The organism is Peterkaempfera bronchialis, from assembly GCF_003258605.2.
In the GTDB taxonomy this organism is placed as follows: Bacteria; Actinomycetota; Actinomycetes; order Streptomycetales; family Streptomycetaceae; genus Peterkaempfera; species Peterkaempfera bronchialis.
On sequence record NZ_CP031264.1, the window covers coordinates 3163905 to 3184243 of the forward strand.

Sequence of the window (20339 nt, forward strand, 5' to 3'; positions counted from 1 at the left end):
GCGCGGATCCGGCCTCAGCGCCGGGTGCCGCAGCCGGGGCAGAAGGCCGCTCCGTCGGGCAGCGCGGCGGAGCAGGACGGGCACTGCGGCTGCTGGGCGAGGTGGTGGCCGCAGCCGGGGCAGAACGGCGTGCCATGGGTCTCGGTGCGGCACTGCGGGCAGACCAACTGCCGGGCGCGGTCGACGTCATAGCTCTGCCCGTCCCGCTGCCCGGCGGCGTACGCCCGCTCCGCGGCCATGTCGTTGAGCCCGCGCTGCTGGGCAGCCGTCGCCTCGGCCGCCGTGTCGGGCGCGCAGTTGAGGCAGAGGCCCTGGGCGCCGTTCCAGCAGCGCCCGCAGACGTAGTGGGTGCAGCGCGCGCAGCGGTTGAAGTGGCCCTCGGCGTTGCCGATCGCCCGCTGGAAGGCCGAGTCCCTGGCCGATCCCCATCCCGCTCCGGCGAGCCCGTCGGCGGCGGCGCCGATGGTGCTGCCGGTACGGCCGAGCAGCCCCCAGGCCGCGTTCACCGCCTTGCCCACCCAGTCGGCCGCCCGGCCGCCGGTGTAGGGCTCGAAGGGGGAGCGCCAGGTGTCGTAGCAGCGCGCACAGGAGAACTCGAACTGGAAGCCGGCGCCCGTGCCGTGCTGCTGGCACAGGTCGCGGTAGTTGTTGCTGAAGTAGATCTCCGTACTCACTTCAAGGCCCCCACAGGTCGGGATCGGCAGCGTCGCCCCTCATGGGGACGTGTCGGCAGAGCCGGCCGGTTCTACGCGGAGCACAGTGTGCCGTATGGCGTCCCCGGCCCGTCAGGGGGCTGCGGTCGTCATTCCGCCCCGGGGGCGTCATCGAGCCCGGTGACCCGGATGGTGATGTTGAGCCGGCCCCGGCTGAGCCCGGTGGCCGGGTCGGCGGTGCCGGGGAGGACCCGGGGCACGCCGTGGTAGGCGAAGCGGGAGGGGCCGCCGAAGACGAACAGGTCGCCGGAGGCCAGCTCGACATCGGTCCAGGGCCGGTTGCGGTGCTCGGTGTTGCCGAACCGGAAGACGCAGCTGTCGCCGATGGAGAGCGAGACCACCGGCGCGTCGGACCGCTCGTCCCGGTCCTGGTGCATACCGAGGGTGGCCTGCTCGTCATAGAAGTTGATCAGTGCGGTGTCCGGGGTGTAGCCGTCGCCGGCCGCCGGGTCCCGGTAGGCGTCGACCAGGGCGCGGCGGCCCAGGTCCGCCATCCAGCCGGGGAACTCCGCGACCCGGCCGCCGCCCGCGTCGACCGCCGTACGGGTGTAGCGGTAGGGGCTCCAGTGCCAGCCGAGGCAGACCGTCCGTACCGACATCACGCCGCCCCGGGGCAGCCGGGTGTGCCGGATCGGCACCGGGCCGACGGCCCAGCGGCGGCATGCCTCGACCAGGCTGCGCTGCTGCTCCGGCGTGAGCCACCCCGGGAGGTGCACCGCGCCCGGCGCGATCTCCCTCGGGGTGCGGGCGGCGGGCCCGAACAGCGGCAGGGTCACCGGTCGGCCTCCGTCCGCTCGGGCGACGATCGTGCCATGGACCGCCCTGGGCGGTCGATCACCGCTCCCGGGACGGCTCCGGGGACGGAAGCGGCTGCTCCGCCCAGATCGCCTTGCCGCTCGCGGTGTAGCGGGTGCCCCAGCGCTGGGCGAGCTGGGCGACCAGGAAGAGGCCGCGACCGCCCTCGTCGGTGGCGGCGGCCCGGCGCAGGCGCGGCGAGGTGCTGGTGCAGTCGGAGACCTCGCAGATCAGCACGCGGTCGCGGATGAGCCGCACCTGGGCGGGCGGCGTCGCATAGCGGATGGCGTTGGTGGCCAGTTCGCTGATGATCAGTTCGGTGGTGAAGGACAGCTCTTCCAGCCCCCAGTCGGCCAACTGCCGGATGACCGCCGTACGCAGCCGGGAGACGGCGGAGGGGTCGTCGGACAGCTCCCAGTGCGCGACCTGCCGGGCGTCCAGGGCCCGGGTGCGGGCGACCAGCAGGGCGACATCGTCGCTGCGCCGGGCGGGGAGCAGCGCTTCCAGCAGCGCCCGGCAGGTCTCCTCGGGCGAACCGCCGCAGCGGAGCAGGGTGTTGCGCATCCGTTCGAGTCCGATGTCGATGCTGCGGTGGCGGCCCTGGACGAGGCCGTCGGTGTAGAAGACCAGCAGGCTGCCCTCGGGCACATCGAGGTCCAGGGTCTCGAAGGGCAGGCCGCCCAGGCCCAGGGGTGGTCCGGCGGGCACGTCGGGGAAGTCGACCGTGCCGTCCGGGAGGACCAGGGCCGGTGCCAGATGGCCGGCGCGGGCCAGGGCGCAGCGCCGGGTGGTGGGGTCGTACACCCCGTACAGGCAGGTGGCGCCGATGATCCCGGCCTCGCCCCCCGGGGTGTCCTCTTCGAGGTCGAGGCGGCCGACCAGGTCGTCCAGGTGGGTGAGCAGCTCGTCGACGGGCAGGTCCAGCTCGGAGAAGTTGCGGACGGCGGTGCGCAGGCGGCCCATGGTGGCGGAGGCGTGGAGGCCGTGGCCGGTCACATCGCCGACGGCCAGGGCCACCCGGGCGCCGGAGAGCGGGATGACGTCGAACCAGTCGCCGCCCACGGCGGCCTGTGCGGGCAGGTAGCGGTAGGCGACCTCCACGGCGTTCTGCTCGGGCAGGGCGCGGGGGAGCAGGCTGCGCTGGAGGGCCAGCGCCGTGGTGTGCTCCAGGGTGTAGCGGCGGGCGTTGTCGATGCAGACCGCCGCGCGGCTGACGAGTTCCTCGGCGAGGGACAGGTCGTCCTCCTGGAAGGCGCCGGGGAAGCGGGAGCGGTAGAAGCTGGCCACGCCCAGGACGACGCCTCGGGCGCAGACCGGGACGGTGATCAGCGAGTGGATCCCGGCCTCGCGGATCATCTCGCCACGGGCGGGGTCCTGGTCCATCCAGCCCGGGGCGGTCTCCAGCCGGGGTTCGAGCACCGACTGCCCGCTCGCCAGGCAGCGCGCCTGGGGGGCGGTCGGGATGTACTCGACCAGGGCCCCCCGCTGGTAGAGGTGGGAGTCCTGGTCGATGGCGCCGAAGGCGACCCGGCGCAGCGTTCCGCTCGGGCCGATCGGCTCCTCTCCCTCCAGTACGGCGTCCGGCAGGTCGACCGCGGCGAAGTCCGCGAAGCGCGGGACCGAGACCTCGGCCAGCTCCTCGGCGGTGCGGGTCACATCGAGGGTGGTGCCGATGCGGACGCCGGCGTCGCAGAGCAGCCCCAGGCGCCGCCGTGCCAGCAGGGCGAGCCGGCCGACGCCGGGCTCGCCGACGGCGAGCAGCCATCCGTCCGTGGCGTTCGGCTGCTCGCCGCCGAGGCACGGCGCGGGGCCCGGGCGGGCGGCGGGGGGTGGGCCGGGGCGGGCGGCGGGCGGCAGCCAGAGGGCGGCCGGGTCGGCTGCGGTGTCCCCTTCTTGCTGCACGGACGTCCCGTTCTGCTGTACGGGCGTCGAACCGGGGGTGGTGTCGAGGCTCTGCAGCCTGCCGTCGGGCAGCAGGGCCTCGACGGCGATGCCGGTCACCCCGGTGGGGCTCACGACCGGTCGGCTCAGCAGGGGGACGAGCTGGCCGCAGGAGAGGGTCACCTCGACGATGGCGGACCGCCCGGAGGAGATCAGCTCCGCCGCCTTCTCCTGGAGGAAGAGCCAGTCGTGCTGGTCCAGCAGCTCGTCGGCCGCCACGCCGGTGCCGGTCCGGCCGCCTGCCCGCTTGGCCTGGAGGAAGGTCCGCAGCAGGACGCGTTCCCGTTCCCCGATCTGGTCGAGCAGGAGTTTCTCGATGTCGGCGACCGCCTCCCGGACCAGGGTCAGCATCATCGGGTCGGCGTCCTCGCGCAGCGAGGTGAGGTCCACCAGCCCCTGGACGCTCCCGCTCAGCGGGTCGCGGATGGGCGCCGCCGCGCAGGCGAAGAACCGGATGGTGTCGGCGAAGTGCTCACGGCCCCGGATGAAGGCGGGGCGGCGGTCCTCCAGTGCGGTGCCGATGCCGTTGGTACCGGCGATCTGCTCGGTCCAGCCGAACCCGGGGAGGAGCTGGACGGCGTCCAGCCGCCGGGTCAGCGACGCTTCACCCGCGCGGCGCTGGAGCACCTGCGCATGCTCGTCGCAGAGGACCGCGACCGCGTGCATGCCCGAGAGCGTGGACGCCAGCCGGTCGAGCACCGGACCGGCGACGCGGACCAGGCTGCTCTCCAGGTCCAGGTCCTGCCGGTAGGGCAGGTCGATCTGGTCGACCGCGGTCCCCTGGAGTCGGCAGCGCTGCCAGGAGGTGAGGATCGACCTGCGCACCTGCTCGCCCACGGGCCGACCCGAGAGGAAGCGCTCATGGGCGTCGTCAAGAAGGTGGACGTCGTCCCAGATCACCGCCATCCGGTCCCATCTCCTCATCCGGAGGCGTCTCGGCGGCCGCGCACCGCCTCAGGAGATCAATCCCCGGATTTCACCTCATCAGGGCATATTCCTACTGTCGACTCTACTGCGCTGTCGCGCCACTGTTCGGGCAAGGGGGCAGCCGGAGGCGGCATCGGCTGCTAGGATCGGCAGGAGCACTCGTGTACGCCGCCTTCTTGCGGCGCCGGTGCCTGTTTGCTCCACCGGCTCCCCACCGCCCGTCCTTCCATGACCGGCAGCGGGTGCAGCCTCTCTCTCCCGCCGAGACCGGTCGCTCCCTGCGGCCCGTCCCGTGCCTTGCCGTGCGATGCCGTGCGCGCCCCGGCCGCCACCGCCGCCCGGCCGTTCACCCGCCCGCCGGGCGACCGCCCGCCGGGCCATCCGTTCGCGAAAGGACTTCGCGTGACCGACATCCTCGAACGCCCCGTCTCCCCCGCTCCCCCTGCCTCCCCTGCCTTCCCCGCTTGCCCCGTCTCCCCGGCCCTCCGGTCGGAGGACCCGCCCGTGCGGGTCTCCGGCGTCCTGGACCTGGCCGGTGGCCGGGCCCATCTGCGGACCGCCGGCCTTCTGCCCTCCCCGGAGGACCCGCTGGTGCCCCAGGACCTGGTGCGCCGCCTGGACCTGCGCCGGGGCGACCTGGTCCAGGCCACCACCGCCCGGCCGCCGCAGGGCACCGGCCGCCGGAGCGGCCCCGCCGCCCGTACGGTGGCCCGGGTCGAGCTGGTCAACGGCCACCGCGCGGACGCGCTGCCGCACCGCCCGCACTTCGCCGACCTCACCCCGCTGCACCCCGTCCGGCGGCTCCGGCTGGAGACCGCCCCCCACCGGCTCGCCACCCGGGTCATCGACCTGCTGGCGCCGGTCGGCAAGGGCCAGCGCGGGCTGATCGTCGCCCCGCCGAAGACCGGCAAGACGATGATCCTCCAGGCCGTCGCCGACGCCGTCGCCCGCAACCACCCCGAGTGCCATCTGATGGTGGTGCTGCTGGACGAGCGTCCCGAGGAGGTGACCGAGATGCGGCGCTCGGTACGGGGCGAGGTGCTCTCCTCCACCTTCGACCGGCCGGCCCGGGACCACACCGCCCTCGCCGACCTGGCGGTGGAGCGCGCCAAGCGGCTGGCCGAACTCGGCGGGGACGTGGTCGTACTGCTCGACTCCCTGACCCGGCTCTGCCGGGCCCACAACACCACCGCCCCGGGCAACGGCCGCACCCTCTCGGGCGGCGTCGACGCCTCGGCGCTGCTGGGGCCCAAGCGGTTCTTCGGCGCCGCCCGCGCTCTGGAGGAGGGCGGTTCGCTGACCATCCTGGCCACCGCGCTGGTGGAGACCGGCTCCCGGGCCGACGACTACTTCTTCGAGGAGCTCAAGAGCACCGGCAACATGGAGCTCCGGCTGGACCGCGCGCTCGCCGACCGGCGGATCTTCCCCGCCGTCGACCCCGGCTCCTCCGGCACCCGCAGGGAGGAACTGCTCGCCTCCCCGGCCGAGCTGGCCGCCACCGGCAGGCTGCGGCGGCTGCTGGGGGCCCAGACCGCGCAGCAGGGCATGGAGACGGTCCTGGCCAGGATGCGGGAGTCGGCCGGCAATGCGGACTTCCTGCAAAGGGTCCTGAGCACCACCCCGGCCCGCCCCTGACGCGGGCTCCCCCGGGGACCGCTGCGGGCCGCTGCCACGCCCACCCCGAACTGCCCGTTAGAACAACATGATTATACTCAGAGCCACTTGACGGCACCTCAGGCCGAATATCGCGGCCGTCGCCTCCCTGTCCGCACCTTGCGCCGCCGCGCAGCAGGAGACCCTCACACCGTGCGACCGTCCTGCCGCCGCACCAGTCCCGCCCACGAGGACCCCGTCTGATGCCACCCTCCACAGCCCTCCGCCCGCAGCTACGGCGGACGCTGCCCGCCCTGCCCCTCACGGCTGCCGTCACCGGCGGCGCCTGCCTCTGGGCGGCCCTCGCGGCCCCCGAGGCGGCCCGGACCTCCGTGATCGCCATCGGAGCGACTGCGGCGGTGCTGCTCACCGCCGCCGTGACGACCGCGGTGGTGGCGCTGCGCTCGGCCCGCCACTGGCGTGACCGCAGTGCGGCGCTGGAGCGGGAGACCACCCGGCTCGGCGCCGACCTGACCCAGCTGCACAGCGAGTCCGACCGGCTCCGCGACCGGCTCGCCCGGCTGGACTCCGAGACGGCCCGGCTGCGCAGCCACACCGCCGCGCTGGACACCCAGGCCGCCCTGCTGGCCGACGAGTTGCTGCCCGACCTGGTGAAGCGGCTGCGGGACGGCGCATCGGTCGACACCGCGCTGACCGAGATGCCCGCGCCCACCGACAGCGTGCACCAGCGCGTACTGGAGACGGTGGCGCGGGAGCTCTCCGCCGGGGAGCGGATGCGCGCGGCCGCCATGTCGGCCTGCGCCAACGCCGCGAGCCGGGTGCAGGCGCTCTCCACCAGCATGCTGGCCGACCTGCGGGTGATGGAGGAGCGGCACAGCGAGGAGGTCCTGGGCGACCTGCTGAAGCTCGACCACGCCACGGCGCAGGCGGGCAGGCTGGCCGACTCCATCGCGGTACTGACCGGGGCGCGCTCCGGACGGCGCTGGACCAAGCCGATCGTGATGGAGAGCGTGCTGCGCGGGGCCATGGGCCGGATCAGCGCCTACCAGCGGGTGCGCTACCACTCGACCTGCACCGCTGCGGTGGCCGGCCACGCCGCCGAGGGCGTCATGCACGCGCTGGCCGAGCTGATGGACAACGCCACCAGCTTCTCGCCGCCCACCGAAGAAGTGCATGTGTATGTGGAGGAGGTCGCCGCCGGGGTCGTCGTCACCATCGAGGACGGCGGCCTGGTGATGAACCCGGAGAAGCTGAGCCGGGCGCAGCGTGCGGTCTCCTCCGAGCCATTGGACTTCACCACCCTGTCCAGCACCCGACTGGGCCTGGCGGTGGTGGGCTGCCTGGCCCGCAAGCACCGGATGACGGTCTCCTTCCGGCCGTCCTCGCGGGGCGGTACGGGAGCTGTGGTGCTGATCCCCAGGGAGCTGATCACCCAGCCCCGGCAGGGCCAGCCGGTGACGCTCCCAACGGTGACGCCGACTCCGGCGGCCACCGCGCGGGCGGGCAAGCCCGCAGCGCAGGCCGCGCCCCAGACCGCACGACCGGCCGCCCGGCCGACCACACGGCGGGCCGCGCCCGCCGCACCCTCCGCCGCACCCTCCGCCGCGCCGGCTGCCGAGCCGGAGGCCGAACCGACGCACACCACGGAGGTGCACGGCCTGCCGAAGCGGCCCCGTGGGCAGACCCTCGCCGCGTCGGAGGCCCGGACCGAGGCGGTCCGCCGGCCCAAGCAGCAGCAGGCCCCCCGGACCGGCTCCGGCGCACGTTTCCGCGCCTTCCGCCAGGCCGTCAGGGGCGCCGGTACCGACAGCGGTACCGACAGCGGTACCGAGAGCGGCGCGGACACCAGCCAGTGACAACTCGTTCCTGAACGGAACCCGGGTGTCCGTGCCGCAGACCTCGCAACCGCCTGGCTGCCGTACGCGACGCCCATCAACGCCGACTGCTCCCGTCCGGTGCGGGAACCGGGGGACCTCCCCGGGCGGGGGCAGGGCACAAGAAGAGATTGGAGGCAGGGGACGGCTCCGCCCGGTGTGATCGCCGGGCCCGACCCCGTAGCAGCGATGCAGACCACAGACCGCAGCCTCGACTGGTTGCTGGAGAACCTCCTGGAGAAGACCCCCGGGGCCAGACACGCACTGGTGCTGTCGCGGGACGGCCTCAAGCTCTGCTGGTCGACCGAGATGTCGACCGACCAGGCCGACCAGCTGGCCGCCATCGCCTCCGGCATCCAGAGCCTCTCCCACGGCGCCTCCGTGGAGTTCGGCGACGGCACCGGAGGGGTCCGGCAGTCGATGACCGAGTTCCACGGCGGCCTGCTGTTCATCGTGGAGGCCGGCGAGGGCGCCCACCTCGCGGTGGTGGCCAAGGACGACGCCGACCCCGGGGTCATCGGCCACAACATGGACGAGCTGGTCGAGCAGATCGGTGAGCACCTGAGCGCGCCGCCCCGGGTCTCCGATACGGACAGCGGGTCGGCATGATCCGACGACCGGTCGACAGCGAGGACCCGGACCGGCTGTACACCGTCACCGGTGGCCGCAGCCGGGTGGACGACACCGTCTTCGACCTGGTCACGCTGATTCTGAGCGAATCCGAGCCGACTCCCGGCATGCAGTCCGAGCATGCCAGGATCCTGCGGATGTGCCGGCAGCCGACGGCGGTCGTGGAGATCTCCGCCGAGCTGAGACTGCCGGTGAGCATCGTGAAGATCCTGCTCAGCGATCTGCACGACACCGGCCGGATCACCGCCCGCCACCCGAGGTCGGCCGCCTCCCGGGCGCTGCCCGATCCCGAACTTCTGAAGCAGGTACTCGTTGGACTCCAGAACATCTGAGCCCGCCGCGCGTGTCCCCCTGCCGGACACCGCGGACAACGCTCTCAAGATCGTCATAGCCGGCGGGTTCGGTGCGGGCAAGACGACCATGGTCCGCTCGGTCAGCGAGATCCGCCCGCTGAACACCGAGGAGACCATGACGCAGGCGGGTCTCGGCATCGACGAGACCACCGGGGTGCAGGGCAAGAACACCACCACCGTCGCCTTCGACTTCGGCCGGATCAGCCTCAATGAGCAGATGGTGCTGTACCTCTTCGGCGCCCCCGGCCAGGAGCGGTTCTGGTTCCTCTGGGACCGCCTCTTCTCGGGGACGCTGGGCGCGGTCGTGCTGGTCGACACCCGTCGGCTGGCCGACTCCTGGTACGCCATCGACCGGCTGGAGCACCATGGCACGCCGTTCATCGTGGCCCGCAACAACTTCGGCGACCCCGAGCACACCCTGGAGCAGGTGCGGGACGCGCTGTCACTCCCCGAGGACATCCCGCTGGTCGACTGCGACGCACGCGACCGCGAATCCAGCAAGGCCGTGCTGATCAGCCTCGTGGACCACCTGTACTCCCTGTCGTCGGCCCAGGAGAAGACACGATGACCGACACCGACACGCCCTCCGAGGCCCCGGCCCCGCCGGGCTGCCCGGCCCACGCCGGCGCCGTGGCGCTGGACGGGCTGCAGTTCCAGCAGACCACCGCCGAGCTGTACCGGAAGCTGCGGCGGGAGCACGGGGCGGTCGCCCCGGTCGTGCTGGACGGCGGGGTGCCCGCCTGGCTGGTGCTCGGCTACCGCGAGGTGCACTACGTCACCAGCAACGACCAGCTCTTCGCCCGCGACTCCCGCCGCTGGCACGCCTGGGACTCCATCCCCGACGACTGGCCGCTGCTCCCCTACGTCGGCTACCAGCCGTCGGTGCTCTTCACCGAGGGCGCCGAGCACCGGCGCCGCTCCGGGGCGATCAGCGACGCGCTCGGCGGGGTCGACCAGTTCGAGTTGCAGTCGACCTGCGAGCGGATCGCCGACCAGCTGATCGACGCCTTCGCCGGCCGCGGCGCCGCCGACCTGATGGCCGACTACGCGCACCTGCTGCCGCTGCTGGCCGTCGTCAAGATGTGCGGCCTGCCCGACTCCGAGACCCCCGACCTGGTACGCGACCTCACCGCGTCGCTCGACGCCGGGGAGGACGACGACCCGGTCGCGGCATACGGGCGGGTCCAGGACCGGATCCAGCGGCTGGTGGAGAGCAGGCACCAGCGCCCGGGCCCGGATGTGCCCTCACGGCTGCTGGCGCATGAGGCGGGACTGACCGACGAGCAGATCGTGCAGGACCTGATCTCGGTGATCGCGGCGGCGCAGCAGCCGACCGCCAACTGGATCGGCAACACGCTGCGGCTGATGCTCACCGACGAGCGGTTCTCGGTCACCCTGTCCGGTGGCCGCCGCAGCATCGGCCAGGCGCTCAACGAGGTGCTGTGGGAGGACACGCCGACCCAGAACTTCATCGGCCGCTGGGCCGCCCGCGACACCCAGCTGGCCGGGCGGCGCATCCGCCAGGGCGACCTGCTGATCCTCGGTCTGGCCGCGGCCAACACCGATCCCCAGGTGCGCCCGGACGCGGCGGCGGGAGCCGCCGGGAACCAGGCCCACCTGTCCTTCAGCCACGGCGAGCACCAGTGCCCCTATCCGGCACCGGAGCTCGCCGAGGTGATCGCCAAGGCCGCGGTCGAGGTGCTGCTCGACCGGCTGCCGGACGTGGAGGTCGCGGTGGACGCGGCCACCCTGGTCTGGCGGCCGTCCATCTGGATGCGGGGGCTGGAGGCCCTACCGGTCGAGTTCAGTCCCGCGCCGGTCGCCCAGGGCCTGGGTTAGGCCCCGGGCGACACTCCTTGGCTGGGGCGGTTACTGCTCGGCCGGGGCGGCTACTGCGCGGCGCCCGCCGACCCACTGCGGTCGGCGGGCGTGAACCGCACCGGCACCGACTGCGGGCCCCGGGTGAAGACGCCCGTCTCGGCGGGGACGAAGCCGTCCTGGAGGGCGAGGTCGGGCATGGCGTCCAGCAGCTGGTTGACGCCGACCTCGACCTCCGCCTTGGCCAGCAGGGCGCCCACGCAGAAGTGCCGGCCGAGAGCGAAGGACAGGTGGTCGGCGGCGGCCGAGAAGGCGCTGGTCGAGGAGAGGTCGTCGCGGAAGATGTCGAAGGTGTCCGGCTCGGCGTACCGGCGGTCGTCCCGGTTGGCCGCGCCGATCAGGCAGGTGACGGTGGCGCCCGCCGGGATCAGCCCACCGCTGACCTCCACCTCCGACGAGGTCTGGCGCATGATCATGTGCACCGGCGGGGTGAAGCGCAGGGTCTCGGCGAACGCCCTCGGTATCAGGGTGCGGTCCTCGCGCACTGCGGCCAGCTGCTCCGGGTGCTGGAGCAGGTTGGCGAAGAGGGAGGCGATGGCCTTGTCGGTGGTCTCGCCGCCGGCGGCCAGCAGCAGGCTGCAGAACGCCTTGATGTCCTCGTCGCTCATCCGGGTGCCGTCGACCTCGGCGGCGCAGAGCGTGGAGAGCAGGTCGTCGCCGAGGTTGTCGCGGCGCTGCTGGATGATCGGGATCATGTACTCGGCGAACTCGGTGCGGGTCCGCAGCCCGGCCTCGGCCACCACCGGGTCCTGGCTGAGGTTGCCGAGGAAGGCGATGACCGAGGTGTACCAGCCGTGGAACTTCTCGTGGTCGCCCTTGTCCAGGCCCAGCATGTCGGCGATGACATTGACCGGGAAGCGGGTCGCGAACTGGGAGACCAGGTCGGCCTCGCCGTCGGCGCGGAAGGCGTCGATGAGCTCCCGGGAGTTGCGCTCGATCACCGGCAGGAACTGCTCCTCCAGCGCATTGCCCCGGAAGGCGGGGGCCACCAGCGCTCGGCGGACGGAGTGCTCCCGCCCGCTCAGCTGGAGGATGGTCCGGCCGTGCACCGGCTCGATCTGCCAGCTGTAGTTGTCGGTGGTGAAGGCGGAGTCCTTGTCCTTGAAGGCTCTCTCCACGTCCTCGTAGCGGGAGACGATATAGCTCTTCATGGGCTCGTGCCAGATGAGCGGGAACTCGTCCCGCATGACCCGGTAGGCGGAGTACGGGTCGGCTGCGAACTCGGCGGACAGGATGTCGGGCGTTTGCTGAGTCGACGTCATGACGCGTCTCCCATGGGGGTAGTGGGGCTGAATCCCCAGGTTAGGCGACCATGATCACGTGGGTCCAGGGTGCCTCCGGGGGCCCATGAGGCGGGAGGTCCGGCCGTCAGGCCGTCGGGCAGCGGGCAGTCAGGCGGTCAGGACCCGGCCGAGGAAAGCGCGCACATGGCCGACGATGGTGTCGAGGTGGGTCTCCAGCGCGAAATGCCCGGTGTTCAGCAGGTGGATCTCGGCGTCGGGCAGATCGCGGCCGAAGGCGGTGGCGCCGGGAGCGAAGAAGACCTGGTCATTGGCTCCCCAGACGGCCAGCAGCGGCACCTGACTGGTGCGGAAGTACTCCTGGAACTCCGGGTAGCGCGCGACATTGGCGGGGTAGTCCGCCAGCAGCGCGAGTTGGATGTCCTTGACGCCCGGACGCTCCAGCAGCGTCTGGTCGTACAGCCAGGTGTCGGGGCTGACCAGGCTGGGGTCCGGCACGCCCGTGAGGTACATCTGCCGGGTGAAGTCGAGCGTGAGGTTCTCGCGCAGCGACTCCTCGGTGCGCGGAGTGCTGTCGGAGACGTCCAGCAACTCGGGGTTGAGGCCGTCGACGTAGGCGTTGCCGTTCTGCGTGACGATCGCCGTGATCCGCTCCGGGTGGCGGGCGGCGATCCGGAACCCGACCGGAGCGCCGAAGTCCTGCACATACAGCGCGTACCGCTGGACCCCGAGCGCGTCCAGCAGTTCGTCGACGATGTCGGTGATCGAGTCGAAGGTGTAGGTGAACTCGCCGACCGGCGGGGTGTCCGAGGCACCGGAGCCCAGGTAGTCGGGGGCGATCACGTGGTAGCGGTCGGCGAGTGCCGGGATGAGATGCCGGTACATGTGGGAGCTCGACGGGAAGCCGTGCAGCAGCACAACGGTCTCGGCCCCGGCCGGACCGGCCTCGCGGTAGAAGATCCGGTGGCCCTGGATCACGGCATGGCGGTGGTGGACGTCGACCATGGTTCTGCCCCTCTTCTACACCTCAACTGCCCTAACGGATAACAATGTGAATATCCATGAGACGACCCAGGCATGTCAAGGCCCGGCCGACACCCCGCCCCCCGGGGGGCTCAGTCGGCGAAGCGGTGTACCCCTTCGGCGGCGGCCTGCTGCGCACGGTGGTGGCGGGCGGCGCGCACCCGGTCGCCGCAGGTCGTGGAGCACCAGCGGCGGCGGGCGTGCTCACGCAGGAAGATCCGTACGCAGCCATGCGCCTCGCACCGGCGCAGCATGGCGCCCTTCTCCCCGCAGACCACGTCGATCGCGTCCCAGGCGAGATCGGCCATCCCGGCCTCCAGGCCGCCCGGCCGCGCACTCCGCCACCGGCGGCTCGGCCGACCGACATCCGCCCAGTCCACCTGCGGCGCGGCCGGCTGCGCCGCGGCGGCGGCATTCACCGCCGCCACCGAGTCCGGCGCGGGCGTCCGGCAGTCGGCCTGGGCGGTGAACAGGTCCCTGATCGCCGCCCGCAGCTCGGCGAGGCGGACCACCTCAGGCTCGCCGATGCGCACCCCCGGTTCCGCCACAAGCCCATGCGACCGCAGCCACTCGGCAGCCTCCGGACCGGTCGCCAACCGGTCGACCACCCCATCGGGGCCGCGCTGCTTGGTGTTCACCATGGCCAGCGCCACGGACTTGTCCTCGCCGGGTGCCGGCGTCAGCACTGTCACCGAAACCTCGTTCCTGCCGCTCCTACTGCCACACCCCGCCGACCACAGCCCGCCCGCCAGGGACCCCCAGTATCCGCAACCCGAGCCCCGCCGCGACCTACGCCCTCTGACCAGGGCCGCTAATCATGGATAACTCTCCACTCATCCATGAGACAACACTACTCCGCCCCGCCTGCTGTCCGACCCGCGCGGTGGTCTCGGGTTCGTAGATTCCGTTCGACCAGGTGGTGATCCTGCCGTCGGCGGCCAGCTTGTCCAGCAAGGACCACGAGGCTCGGCTGCGGCGGCTGGAGGCGGCCCGCTGGCCCCTGCCGACGATCGGAGCGCTGTCCGGCGCGGCGGGCGTGGTCCTCGCACTCTGGCACCGCTGACCGCCGAGCACCGCCCCCGCCCACCCTACGAAGGGGGAGCGGGGGCGTTTCGTCATGCCTGGGGAGCGGCTCTCCGGCGCTCGGCCACGGCGTCCGTGTAGAGCTCGGTCGTGAGGTCGGCATCGGTAATGCCCAACTGCTGCACGACGGCCCGGACGTCCTTCAGCGCGGCGGCCAGATCGCCAGCGTCCGCCAGTGTCTCCACCTCCAGGAAGGTTCCGTCCAACTCAGGCACTCGCACCAACGTGGCCAGCATCCGACGCCCGGCCGACTCGAAGTCGTAGTTCCGGCACCGCTTCTCGAACCGGATGGTCGGCAGGTACCCGAGGCCCCGGAGCATGGCGTGCACGGCGTCCGGATCATCCACCACGGTCTCGTGCTCGGTCTTCGATGCGGATGCCGCATCAACCCGCGGGCCCTTGTACGTCAGCACGCTGCGGGTGTTCTCCTGCCCGTGGACCGTGCGCACCCTCAGCTCCTGATCGCCGCGGCCCAGGGAGCCGGAAGGGTTGTCGTAGTACGTGTCCTGGTAGACCTCGGGGCGTCCCTCGGAAAGGGCCTCCAGCCGCTGAAGGACACCCTCCGGGTCGTGCACCATCGCCTTCAGCTCGGCCTCGATCACCGACCGCCTCCTCTCGTTGTCAGACCACCCGGTCGCTGTCCTCGACCATCGCGTCGTACATTCGCCGGAAGCCCCGATACAGCGGGCCGTGCGGCGTCTCCATCACCTTGTAGATAGCAGACTCGTGCCCCTCCCACCCAGCGTGGAACACGCTGACGTAGAGGACGCTGTCGAGGCGGATGATGCGCCAGGTCGGCAGGTGCCGGTACCAGTGCACGCTGATGTCGCAGACGTCGGACAGCTCCCGCAGGCGCGCCTCGGTGTAGGCGATGCCGCCGGCGAGGGACTCGACGGACTCGCCGATCTCGGCGGCGCGGACGGCCACCGCAGGTGCCCTCGGGTCCAGGAGGAGCACGCGCACTGTCACTCGGGTGTCGTCTCGTGTCAGGCAGGTGCGCAGGAGCGAGTCGTTCAGGCCGATCAGGCCGAGGCCGCGCACGGCCAGGATGTCCACCGATGCGGCGCTCCGCGCCTGCCGCTGGATCTCGGTGGCGGTCGCGGCCTGGGAGGCGTAGACGCGGACGACCTCGGGGAAGGCGGCCAGGTCGAATGCCTGGCCGCCGCTGCGGTGGGTGCGGCTGGAGGCCAGGCCGAGGAGGTGCCTTGCGTGGTCGGACATTGTGAGGCCGTCAGCGATGCGCTCGAAGACATCCAGGCGGCTGACTTCTCGGCGGCCGTTGATGACTTCGTTGACTCTCCCCTGGGTCATGCCCACAGCAGCGGCCAAGCGGGCCTGGCTGGCACCGGAGTACTGCTGGGCGGCCCGGAAGATCGCGGCCACGTCGCGCCGGGTCAAGGCTGCGCGGACCTCGGGCCGCTGCCACGACCATTCGGGCAGTTCGACGGGTAGCAGCGCAGTCGACATGGGCCCCCCGGTGCAGCGCGCGCATTCATCTCACCGTGAGATTACCGCTCGGGTATCGCAATGACGACACTCCGTGACCGAGTTTTGAGGCATGGACCATGCAATGCTCGTACCGGCGCCGGTTCTCCAGTTGCCTGTCGACGCCCCCACTCTGGACCGCCTGCATGGCGACGCCTGCATTAACTGCGGCACCGAGGACGGCCCGCTGCTCCCGGCCGGGCACGCCTACACCACCGACGGCGAAGGGCAACTCGGCTGGCCCGTCGCCGCCTGCCCGGACCACCGGGAAGCACGGCCGTGATGACTATCGCGGTCCACCTGATCCGTCCCAGCACCGGCGAACGCGTCACCGTACGACCCACCCACGTCGTCCCGGCCACCCGCTGGGGACAGGACCGCAGAAGGGTGCGGTACCCGCCCTGCCAGTGCCCCCGCCACCGGACCACCCGGAAGGCGCGGTGACCGCCCCGGACCGGCCCGCAGCCGAGGTCCGGGAAGTCTGCCGGCAGGGCCTGTGCTTCGGCTGCCCCGGCAACTACGAGGTGTGGGTCCACGGTTGCCCCATCCCCGCAGTGATCGGCCGCTGCGGGCACCACTGCCACGACGGAGAGCCGGTCAAGGTCACCTGGCAGGTGGACACAGAGCGGTGACCGGCCATCGCCGTGTCACTCGCACCTGCGACCGCGGCCCTGTGGGGGGTGGTCCGCCCTGCCTGGCGCCTCGGTGAATACGAGGACGGCCTGCACGTCACGACGGCCCGGAAGTCCCGCTGACCGTGAAGACGTCCCTTGGCAGGGTGGGCATCCCGGGAGCCGGGTTCTCGTGGGCCTCGCATGCCACCCCCACGAGGCTGGCCGGGCGCCGGTGGTCACGGTGAACCTGGACTCGCCTGGTGCAGCTTCGATCCAGCCCCCGGATCCGGGTGCTGGCGCACGGACTGGTGGGCATACGGCTTTGTCGCAGTCACGGTTGAGCGGCCCAGGGGGACCCGCGAACCTAGATCATTTAGCCTCGGGCCCGCAGCGGGCCAGCAGAGCCCGGACATGACTGAGCGCCGCAGTGTCACGGAGATCACTCGGCGCTCGTCCGCTGGTCGGAGGTAGTGCGGTGGGGTGGGCCGCCAGGGGCTCGAACCCTGAACCTACGGATTAAAAGTCCGCAGCTCTGCCAATTGAGCTAGCGGCCCGGTGGCGGGCGGTCGCCGGGAGGCGGCTGCTGCCGAGTGAAGCGTACCCGGAGTTGGGGAGGGGTTCGCCACTGCATTGGGGGTGAGCCCGTGGCGGATCGGGGTGGGCGGGGGTGGGAGACGGGCTCGGGCCCGCTCCCGGGAGGGGAGCGGGCCCGAGGCCGTCAGAGAGCCGACGTGCGGTCAGCCGTTGCGCTTCCAGCGCGGCTTGCGGTCGCCGCCGAAGCTGCTGCCGCTGCCGCTGCCGTTGTTGTCGCGGCGCTCGAAGGGACGGCCGCTGCTGCTGCCACGGTCGCGGTCGCCGAAGGACGGGCGGGCGCCGCCGGTGCGGTGGTCGTCACGCCGGCCGAACGGGCGGCTGGTGCGGTCCCGGTCGCCGAAGGACGGGCGGGCGCTGCGCTCGCGGTCGCCGCCGTACGGGCGGTCGTAGGAGCGGGCCGGACGGTCGCCGCCACGGTCGCGGTCGCCGAAGGAGGGACGGCCGCCACGGTCGTCACGACGCTCGAAGGAACGGCCCCCACGGTCGTCACGGTCGCGGTTGAACGGACGGTCGCCGCCACGGTCGCGGTCGCCGAAGGAGGGACGGCCACCCCGGTCGTCACGACGCTCGAAGGAACGACCCCCACGCTCGTCACGGCCGCCACGGTCGCGGTCGCCGAAGGAAGGACGGCCACCCCGGTCGTCGCGACGCTCGAAGGAACGGCCCCCACGGTCGTCACGGTCACGGTCACGGTCACGGTCACGGTTGAACGGACGGTCGCTGCCACGGTCACGGTTGAAGCCGCCACGGTCGTCACGACGCTCGAAGGAACGGCCGCCACGGTCGTCACGGTCACGGTCGCGGTTGTACGGCGGGCGCTCGCTGCGCACCTCCCGGTACGACGACGAACGCTCGCGCTCCTTGGTCTCCACGACCTCCTCGGCGGCAGCGGCGGCGGGCGCCGCCTCGACCGCCGGGGCCTCGGCCTGGGCCGGGACCTCGGTGGTGGCCTCGGTCGGCTCGTCCTCGATGCCCAGCTCGGCACGCTCGCGCGCGGCCCGGGCCGTGAGGCGGTCCGCCTCCTCGCGCAGCTCCGCCGCGCGGCGCTGCAACTTCTCCAGACGGCGGGCCAGTTCCTCGGCCTCGCGCTCGGCGGCCTTGGCGGCACCGGCCGCGCCCTCGGCCTGGACCTCGGTCAGCGAACGGGCGCCGGTGATCCGCGCCACATCGGCGTCGAAGGAGTTGCCCACCACATGGCGGGAGGCGTCCACGCCGGCGTCCTCCATCAGGCGGAAGACTCCCCGGCGCTGGTGCGGCAGCACCAGGGTGACCACGATGCCGGAGCGGCCGGCCCGGGCGGTGCGGCCGGAGCGGTGCAGGTAGTCCTTGTGGTCGCCGGCCGGGTCGACGTTGAGCACCAGGTCGATGCCGTCGACGTGGATGCCACGGGCGGCGACGTCGGTGGCGACCAGGACGTTGACGTAACCGTCCTTGAAGTCGCCCAGGGTCCGGGTGCGGGCGCCCTGGGTCATGCCGCCGTGCAGCGCGTCGGCGCGCACCCCGGCCTCGATCAGCTGCTCGGCAACGCGGTCGGCGCCCATCTGGGTGCGGACGAAGATGATGGTGCGGCCCTTGCGGGCGGCGATCGCGTTGGTGATCGGCGCCTTGTCCTTGGGCTTCACCACGAGGATGTGGTGGGTCATGGTGGTGACCGCGCCCGCCGACGGGTCGACCTCATGGGTGACCGGGTTCTGCAGGTAGCGCTTGACCAGGGTGTCGATCTCGTTCTCGAGCGTGGCCGAGAAGAGCATCCGCTGGCCGCCGGCCGGCACCAGGTCGAGGATCTCGGTGACCTCGGGCAGGAAGCCCATGTCGGCCATCTGGTCGGCCTCGTCCAGGACCGCGATCTGCACCTCGTCGAGGGTGGCGGCGCCACGGTCGATCAGGTCGCGCAGCCGGCCCGGGGTGGCGACGAGGACGTCCACGCCGCGCTCCAGCGCGTAGATCTGGCGGGGCATCGAGGTGCCGCCGCAGACGACCTTGAGGTTGAGGCCGAGCACCGAGCCGTACGGCTCCAGCGCGTCGGAGACCTGCATGGCCAGCTCACGGGTGGGGACGAGGATCAGGCCACGGGGGCGCTTGGCCCGGGTGCGGCCCTCGGCGAGGCGGGTGAGCAGCGGGAGGCCGAAGCTGAGGGTCTTGCCGGAGCCGGTGCGACCGCGGCCCAGCACGTCCTTGCCGGCCAGCGCGTCCGGGATGGTCGCGGCCTGGATGGGGAACGGGGTGGTGACGCCGCGCTTTGCGAGGGCGCGGACGATGTCCTGGTGCAGGCCGAGGTCGCCGAAGGTGGCGGTGGCCTCCTCGGGGGCGGCCTCCTCGGTGGCAGCCTCTGCCACGGCCTCTGCCACGGCGTCCGGGCGGACCTCGGTCACGGCCTCGGAGGTGCCGGGAGCGTCGTGGCTGCCGGCGGTGTCAGGGGTGTCGGGAGTGTCGATGGCGGGGGCATCGGCGGCGGAGCCGCTCGCGGGCATGGCGAAGCGGTCGTCGTCAACGAGAGACATGCAGAACCTTCCGGAAGTGGCACGCGCCTAAGTCCGCGGGTTCGCACAGACCGCCTCGATGCAGTCAAGCCACGGATCGCCGGAACGCGCCAAGAGCGCCTTGGGATAAGCGGCGCCGGGCAGATGAAATCAAACGATCTACCACTATAGGCGCCCCGAACGGGGGAGCGCAAATCGCTCCTTCGGAGCAGAGAGGCCACCCCGTCCCGTCCGCCCCGCGCACATCGCGGGGCCGGACACCACAACAGTACCGCCCAGCCCGGCATTCCCGGCAGCGGCGAGGTCAGGGCCCGGACTCCGCGGCGCCTCCGGAGCCGCCGGCGCCGCCCGAAACCGAGCCCGCGACCGGGGGCGGGAGCTCGCCGCCGGAGCCGTTGCCGGGACCGGGGGAACCGGGCGGCGGGCTCGGCGGGGCCGATGGCTCCGACGCGGACCCGGTCGGCTGCGGACTGGGCTGCGGGCTCGGCTGCTGGGGGCCGCCGCCCGTCCCGCCGAGCCCGCCCGAGGCCGCATGGCCGCCCCCGCCGCCGGTCGCGCCGCCGACCCTGCCGCCGCTCCGGTCCGGCCCGTCGGGGTGCGGCTGCGCCGAGGCTCCCCCGGCCGGCTGGGCCGGAGCGCCCGGCGACGGCGAGGGCCCCACGGTGCCCGAGGGGGTGGCCGATACATCCACGTCCACCGCTCCCGCCCGCTGGGACCCGGCCGGTACGGGGTGGGAACCGCCCGCCCCCGGGTGGATGGCTCCGCTCCCGGCGACCTGGTCGGCCGAGGTCCCCCGCTCCCCGGGCTGCGAACCCTGTGAGGCGGGTGCCCGGCTCACATCCATGCAGCCGGTCAGGGCCACGGCGGCCAGCGCCCCGACGGCTGCCGCTGCCACCGCGCGCGCCAGGGGGCGGGGGTGGGGACGGCGTCCCACGGGCCGCCGCCCTGCGGCGGCAGGCGTCACGGCGGTGTCGGAAGTCACAGGAGTTACCGCATTCACAGCAAGCCTCTCGTACGCCCCGCCCGGGCCGCCCGCTGCGTGCGGCCACTACGGGTGCCCAACGCGTACGCGGCCCCGAGGTCACGGCCGCCGC

The 20339-nt window shown here is 72.7% G+C and carries 17 protein-coding genes and 1 tRNA gene; 8 read left to right on the forward strand and 10 right to left on the reverse strand.

Annotated features, from left to right (window positions below):
- Positions 1 to 14: 14 nt before the first annotated feature.
- The 3 genes from C7M71_RS14045 to C7M71_RS14055 all read right to left on the reverse strand — a co-directional run bounded on the left by C7M71_RS14045 (position 15) and on the right by C7M71_RS14055 (position 4355).
- Complete coding sequence (locus tag C7M71_RS14045; protein ID WP_111490959.1) at positions 15 to 674, reverse strand: double zinc ribbon domain-containing protein; 660 nt, start codon at positions 672 to 674, stop codon at positions 15 to 17.
- 128 nt (positions 675 to 802) lie between these two features.
- Positions 803 to 1489, reverse strand: a complete 687-nt coding sequence (locus tag C7M71_RS14050) for an alpha-ketoglutarate-dependent dioxygenase AlkB family protein (RefSeq protein ID WP_229758713.1) — start codon at positions 1487 to 1489, stop codon at positions 803 to 805.
- Positions 1490 to 1547: 58 nt separating this feature from the next.
- Positions 1548 to 4355: a SpoIIE family protein phosphatase gene (locus C7M71_RS14055; protein WP_114914367.1), complete on the reverse strand. Its 2808-nt coding sequence runs from the start codon at positions 4353 to 4355 to the stop codon at positions 1548 to 1550.
- Between the two features lie 423 nt (positions 4356 to 4778).
- On the opposite strand from C7M71_RS14055, the gene rho reads away from it, so the two are divergent.
- The 6 genes from rho to C7M71_RS14085 all read left to right on the forward strand — a co-directional run bounded on the left by rho (position 4779) and on the right by C7M71_RS14085 (position 10686).
- Positions 4779 to 6011 carry a transcription termination factor Rho gene (rho, locus tag C7M71_RS14060; protein WP_407675897.1) on the forward strand — a complete coding sequence of 411 codons (1233 nt, stop codon included), beginning with the start codon at positions 4779 to 4781 and terminating at the stop codon, positions 6009 to 6011.
- A 221-nt stretch (positions 6012 to 6232) separates the two neighbouring features.
- Entirely contained in the window at positions 6233 to 7846 is a 1614-nt protein-coding gene (locus C7M71_RS14065; protein WP_111491932.1) for an ATP-binding protein, read from the forward strand.
- Between the two features lie 207 nt (positions 7847 to 8053).
- Positions 8054 to 8473 (forward strand): roadblock/LC7 domain-containing protein, encoded by a 420-nt coding sequence (locus C7M71_RS14070; protein ID WP_111491945.1) that lies wholly within the window; start codon positions 8054 to 8056, stop codon positions 8471 to 8473.
- Positions 8470 to 8826 (forward strand): DUF742 domain-containing protein, encoded by a 357-nt coding sequence (locus tag C7M71_RS14075; protein ID WP_111491933.1) that lies wholly within the window; start codon positions 8470 to 8472, stop codon positions 8824 to 8826. The genes C7M71_RS14070 and C7M71_RS14075 overlap by 4 nt, the downstream gene beginning before the upstream one ends.
- Positions 8807 to 9415: a GTP-binding protein gene (locus C7M71_RS14080; RefSeq protein ID WP_111491934.1), complete on the forward strand. Its 609-nt coding sequence runs from the start codon at positions 8807 to 8809 to the stop codon at positions 9413 to 9415. The genes C7M71_RS14075 and C7M71_RS14080 overlap by 20 nt, the downstream gene beginning before the upstream one ends.
- Positions 9412 to 10686, forward strand: coding sequence for a cytochrome P450 (locus C7M71_RS14085; protein ID WP_111491935.1), 1275 nt, complete (start codon positions 9412 to 9414; stop codon positions 10684 to 10686). Before C7M71_RS14080 ends, C7M71_RS14085 begins: the two co-directional genes overlap by 4 nt.
- Before the next feature lie 50 nt (positions 10687 to 10736).
- On the opposite strand, the gene C7M71_RS14090 is transcribed toward C7M71_RS14085, so the two are convergent.
- The 5 genes from C7M71_RS14090 to C7M71_RS14110 all read right to left on the reverse strand — a co-directional run bounded on the left by C7M71_RS14090 (position 10737) and on the right by C7M71_RS14110 (position 15539).
- On the reverse strand, positions 10737 to 11987 hold the full coding sequence (locus C7M71_RS14090; RefSeq protein ID WP_111491936.1) for a cytochrome P450: 1251 nt from the start codon (positions 11985 to 11987) through the stop codon (positions 10737 to 10739).
- A gap of 129 nt (positions 11988 to 12116) precedes the next feature.
- Positions 12117 to 12971: an alpha/beta fold hydrolase gene (locus C7M71_RS14095; RefSeq protein ID WP_111491937.1), complete on the reverse strand. Its 855-nt coding sequence runs from the start codon at positions 12969 to 12971 to the stop codon at positions 12117 to 12119.
- A 110-nt stretch (positions 12972 to 13081) separates the two neighbouring features.
- The gene (locus C7M71_RS14100) at positions 13082 to 13681 is read right to left on the reverse strand and encodes a CGNR zinc finger domain-containing protein (RefSeq protein ID WP_229758714.1); all 600 of its coding nucleotides are present in this window, start codon (positions 13679 to 13681) and stop codon (positions 13082 to 13084) included.
- Between the two features lie 423 nt (positions 13682 to 14104).
- Positions 14105 to 14674: a class IV adenylate cyclase gene (gene cyaB / locus C7M71_RS14105; protein ID WP_111491939.1), complete on the reverse strand. Its 570-nt coding sequence runs from the start codon at positions 14672 to 14674 to the stop codon at positions 14105 to 14107.
- A gap of 19 nt (positions 14675 to 14693) precedes the next feature.
- The gene (locus C7M71_RS14110) at positions 14694 to 15539 is read right to left on the reverse strand and encodes a helix-turn-helix domain-containing protein (RefSeq protein ID WP_111491940.1); all 846 of its coding nucleotides are present in this window, start codon (positions 15537 to 15539) and stop codon (positions 14694 to 14696) included.
- Between the two features lie 91 nt (positions 15540 to 15630).
- On the opposite strand from C7M71_RS14110, the gene C7M71_RS14115 reads away from it, so the two are divergent.
- Both C7M71_RS14115 and C7M71_RS14120 read left to right on the forward strand, forming a co-directional pair.
- Positions 15631 to 15840 carry a hypothetical protein gene (locus C7M71_RS14115; protein WP_162824243.1) on the forward strand — a complete coding sequence of 70 codons (210 nt, stop codon included), beginning with the start codon at positions 15631 to 15633 and terminating at the stop codon, positions 15838 to 15840.
- A 157-nt stretch (positions 15841 to 15997) separates the two neighbouring features.
- Positions 15998 to 16189 (forward strand): hypothetical protein, encoded by a 192-nt coding sequence (locus tag C7M71_RS14120; RefSeq protein ID WP_111491942.1) that lies wholly within the window; start codon positions 15998 to 16000, stop codon positions 16187 to 16189.
- A gap of 463 nt (positions 16190 to 16652) precedes the next feature.
- Here the strand turns inward: C7M71_RS14120 and C7M71_RS14125 are convergent.
- Positions 16653 to 16725: transfer RNA gene (locus C7M71_RS14125), tRNA-Lys, on the reverse strand.
- 183 nt (positions 16726 to 16908) lie between these two features.
- Entirely contained in the window at positions 16909 to 19266 is a 2358-nt protein-coding gene (locus C7M71_RS14130; protein WP_111491943.1) for a DEAD/DEAH box helicase, read from the reverse strand.
- Between the last annotated feature and the right edge of the window lie 1073 nt (positions 19267 to 20339).

Bases quoted from the DNA above. Each gene is read 5' to 3' on its own strand.
- C7M71_RS14075 (WP_111491933.1), top strand. From the start codon at position 8,470: ATGATCCGACGACCGGTCGACAGCGAGGACCCGGACCGGCTGTACACC.
- C7M71_RS14110 (WP_111491940.1), bottom strand. From the start codon at position 15,539: ATGTCGACTGCGCTGCTACCCGTCGAACTGCCCGAATGGTCGTGGCAG.
- C7M71_RS14095 (WP_111491937.1), bottom strand. From the start codon at position 12,971: ATGGTCGACGTCCACCACCGCCATGCCGTGATCCAGGGCCACCGGATC.
- C7M71_RS14055 (WP_114914367.1), bottom strand. From the start codon at position 4,355: ATGGCGGTGATCTGGGACGACGTCCACCTTCTTGACGACGCCCATGAG.
- C7M71_RS14065 (WP_111491932.1), top strand. From the start codon at position 6,233: ATGCCACCCTCCACAGCCCTCCGCCCGCAGCTACGGCGGACGCTGCCC.
- C7M71_RS14090 (WP_111491936.1), bottom strand. From the start codon at position 11,987: ATGACGTCGACTCAGCAAACGCCCGACATCCTGTCCGCCGAGTTCGCA.
- C7M71_RS14070 (WP_111491945.1), top strand. From the start codon at position 8,054: ATGCAGACCACAGACCGCAGCCTCGACTGGTTGCTGGAGAACCTCCTG.
- C7M71_RS14130 (WP_111491943.1), bottom strand. From the start codon at position 19,266: ATGTCTCTCGTTGACGACGACCGCTTCGCCATGCCCGCGAGCGGCTCC.
- C7M71_RS14115 (WP_162824243.1), top strand. From the start codon at position 15,631: ATGGACCATGCAATGCTCGTACCGGCGCCGGTTCTCCAGTTGCCTGTC.
- C7M71_RS14085 (WP_111491935.1), top strand. From the start codon at position 9,412: ATGACCGACACCGACACGCCCTCCGAGGCCCCGGCCCCGCCGGGCTGC.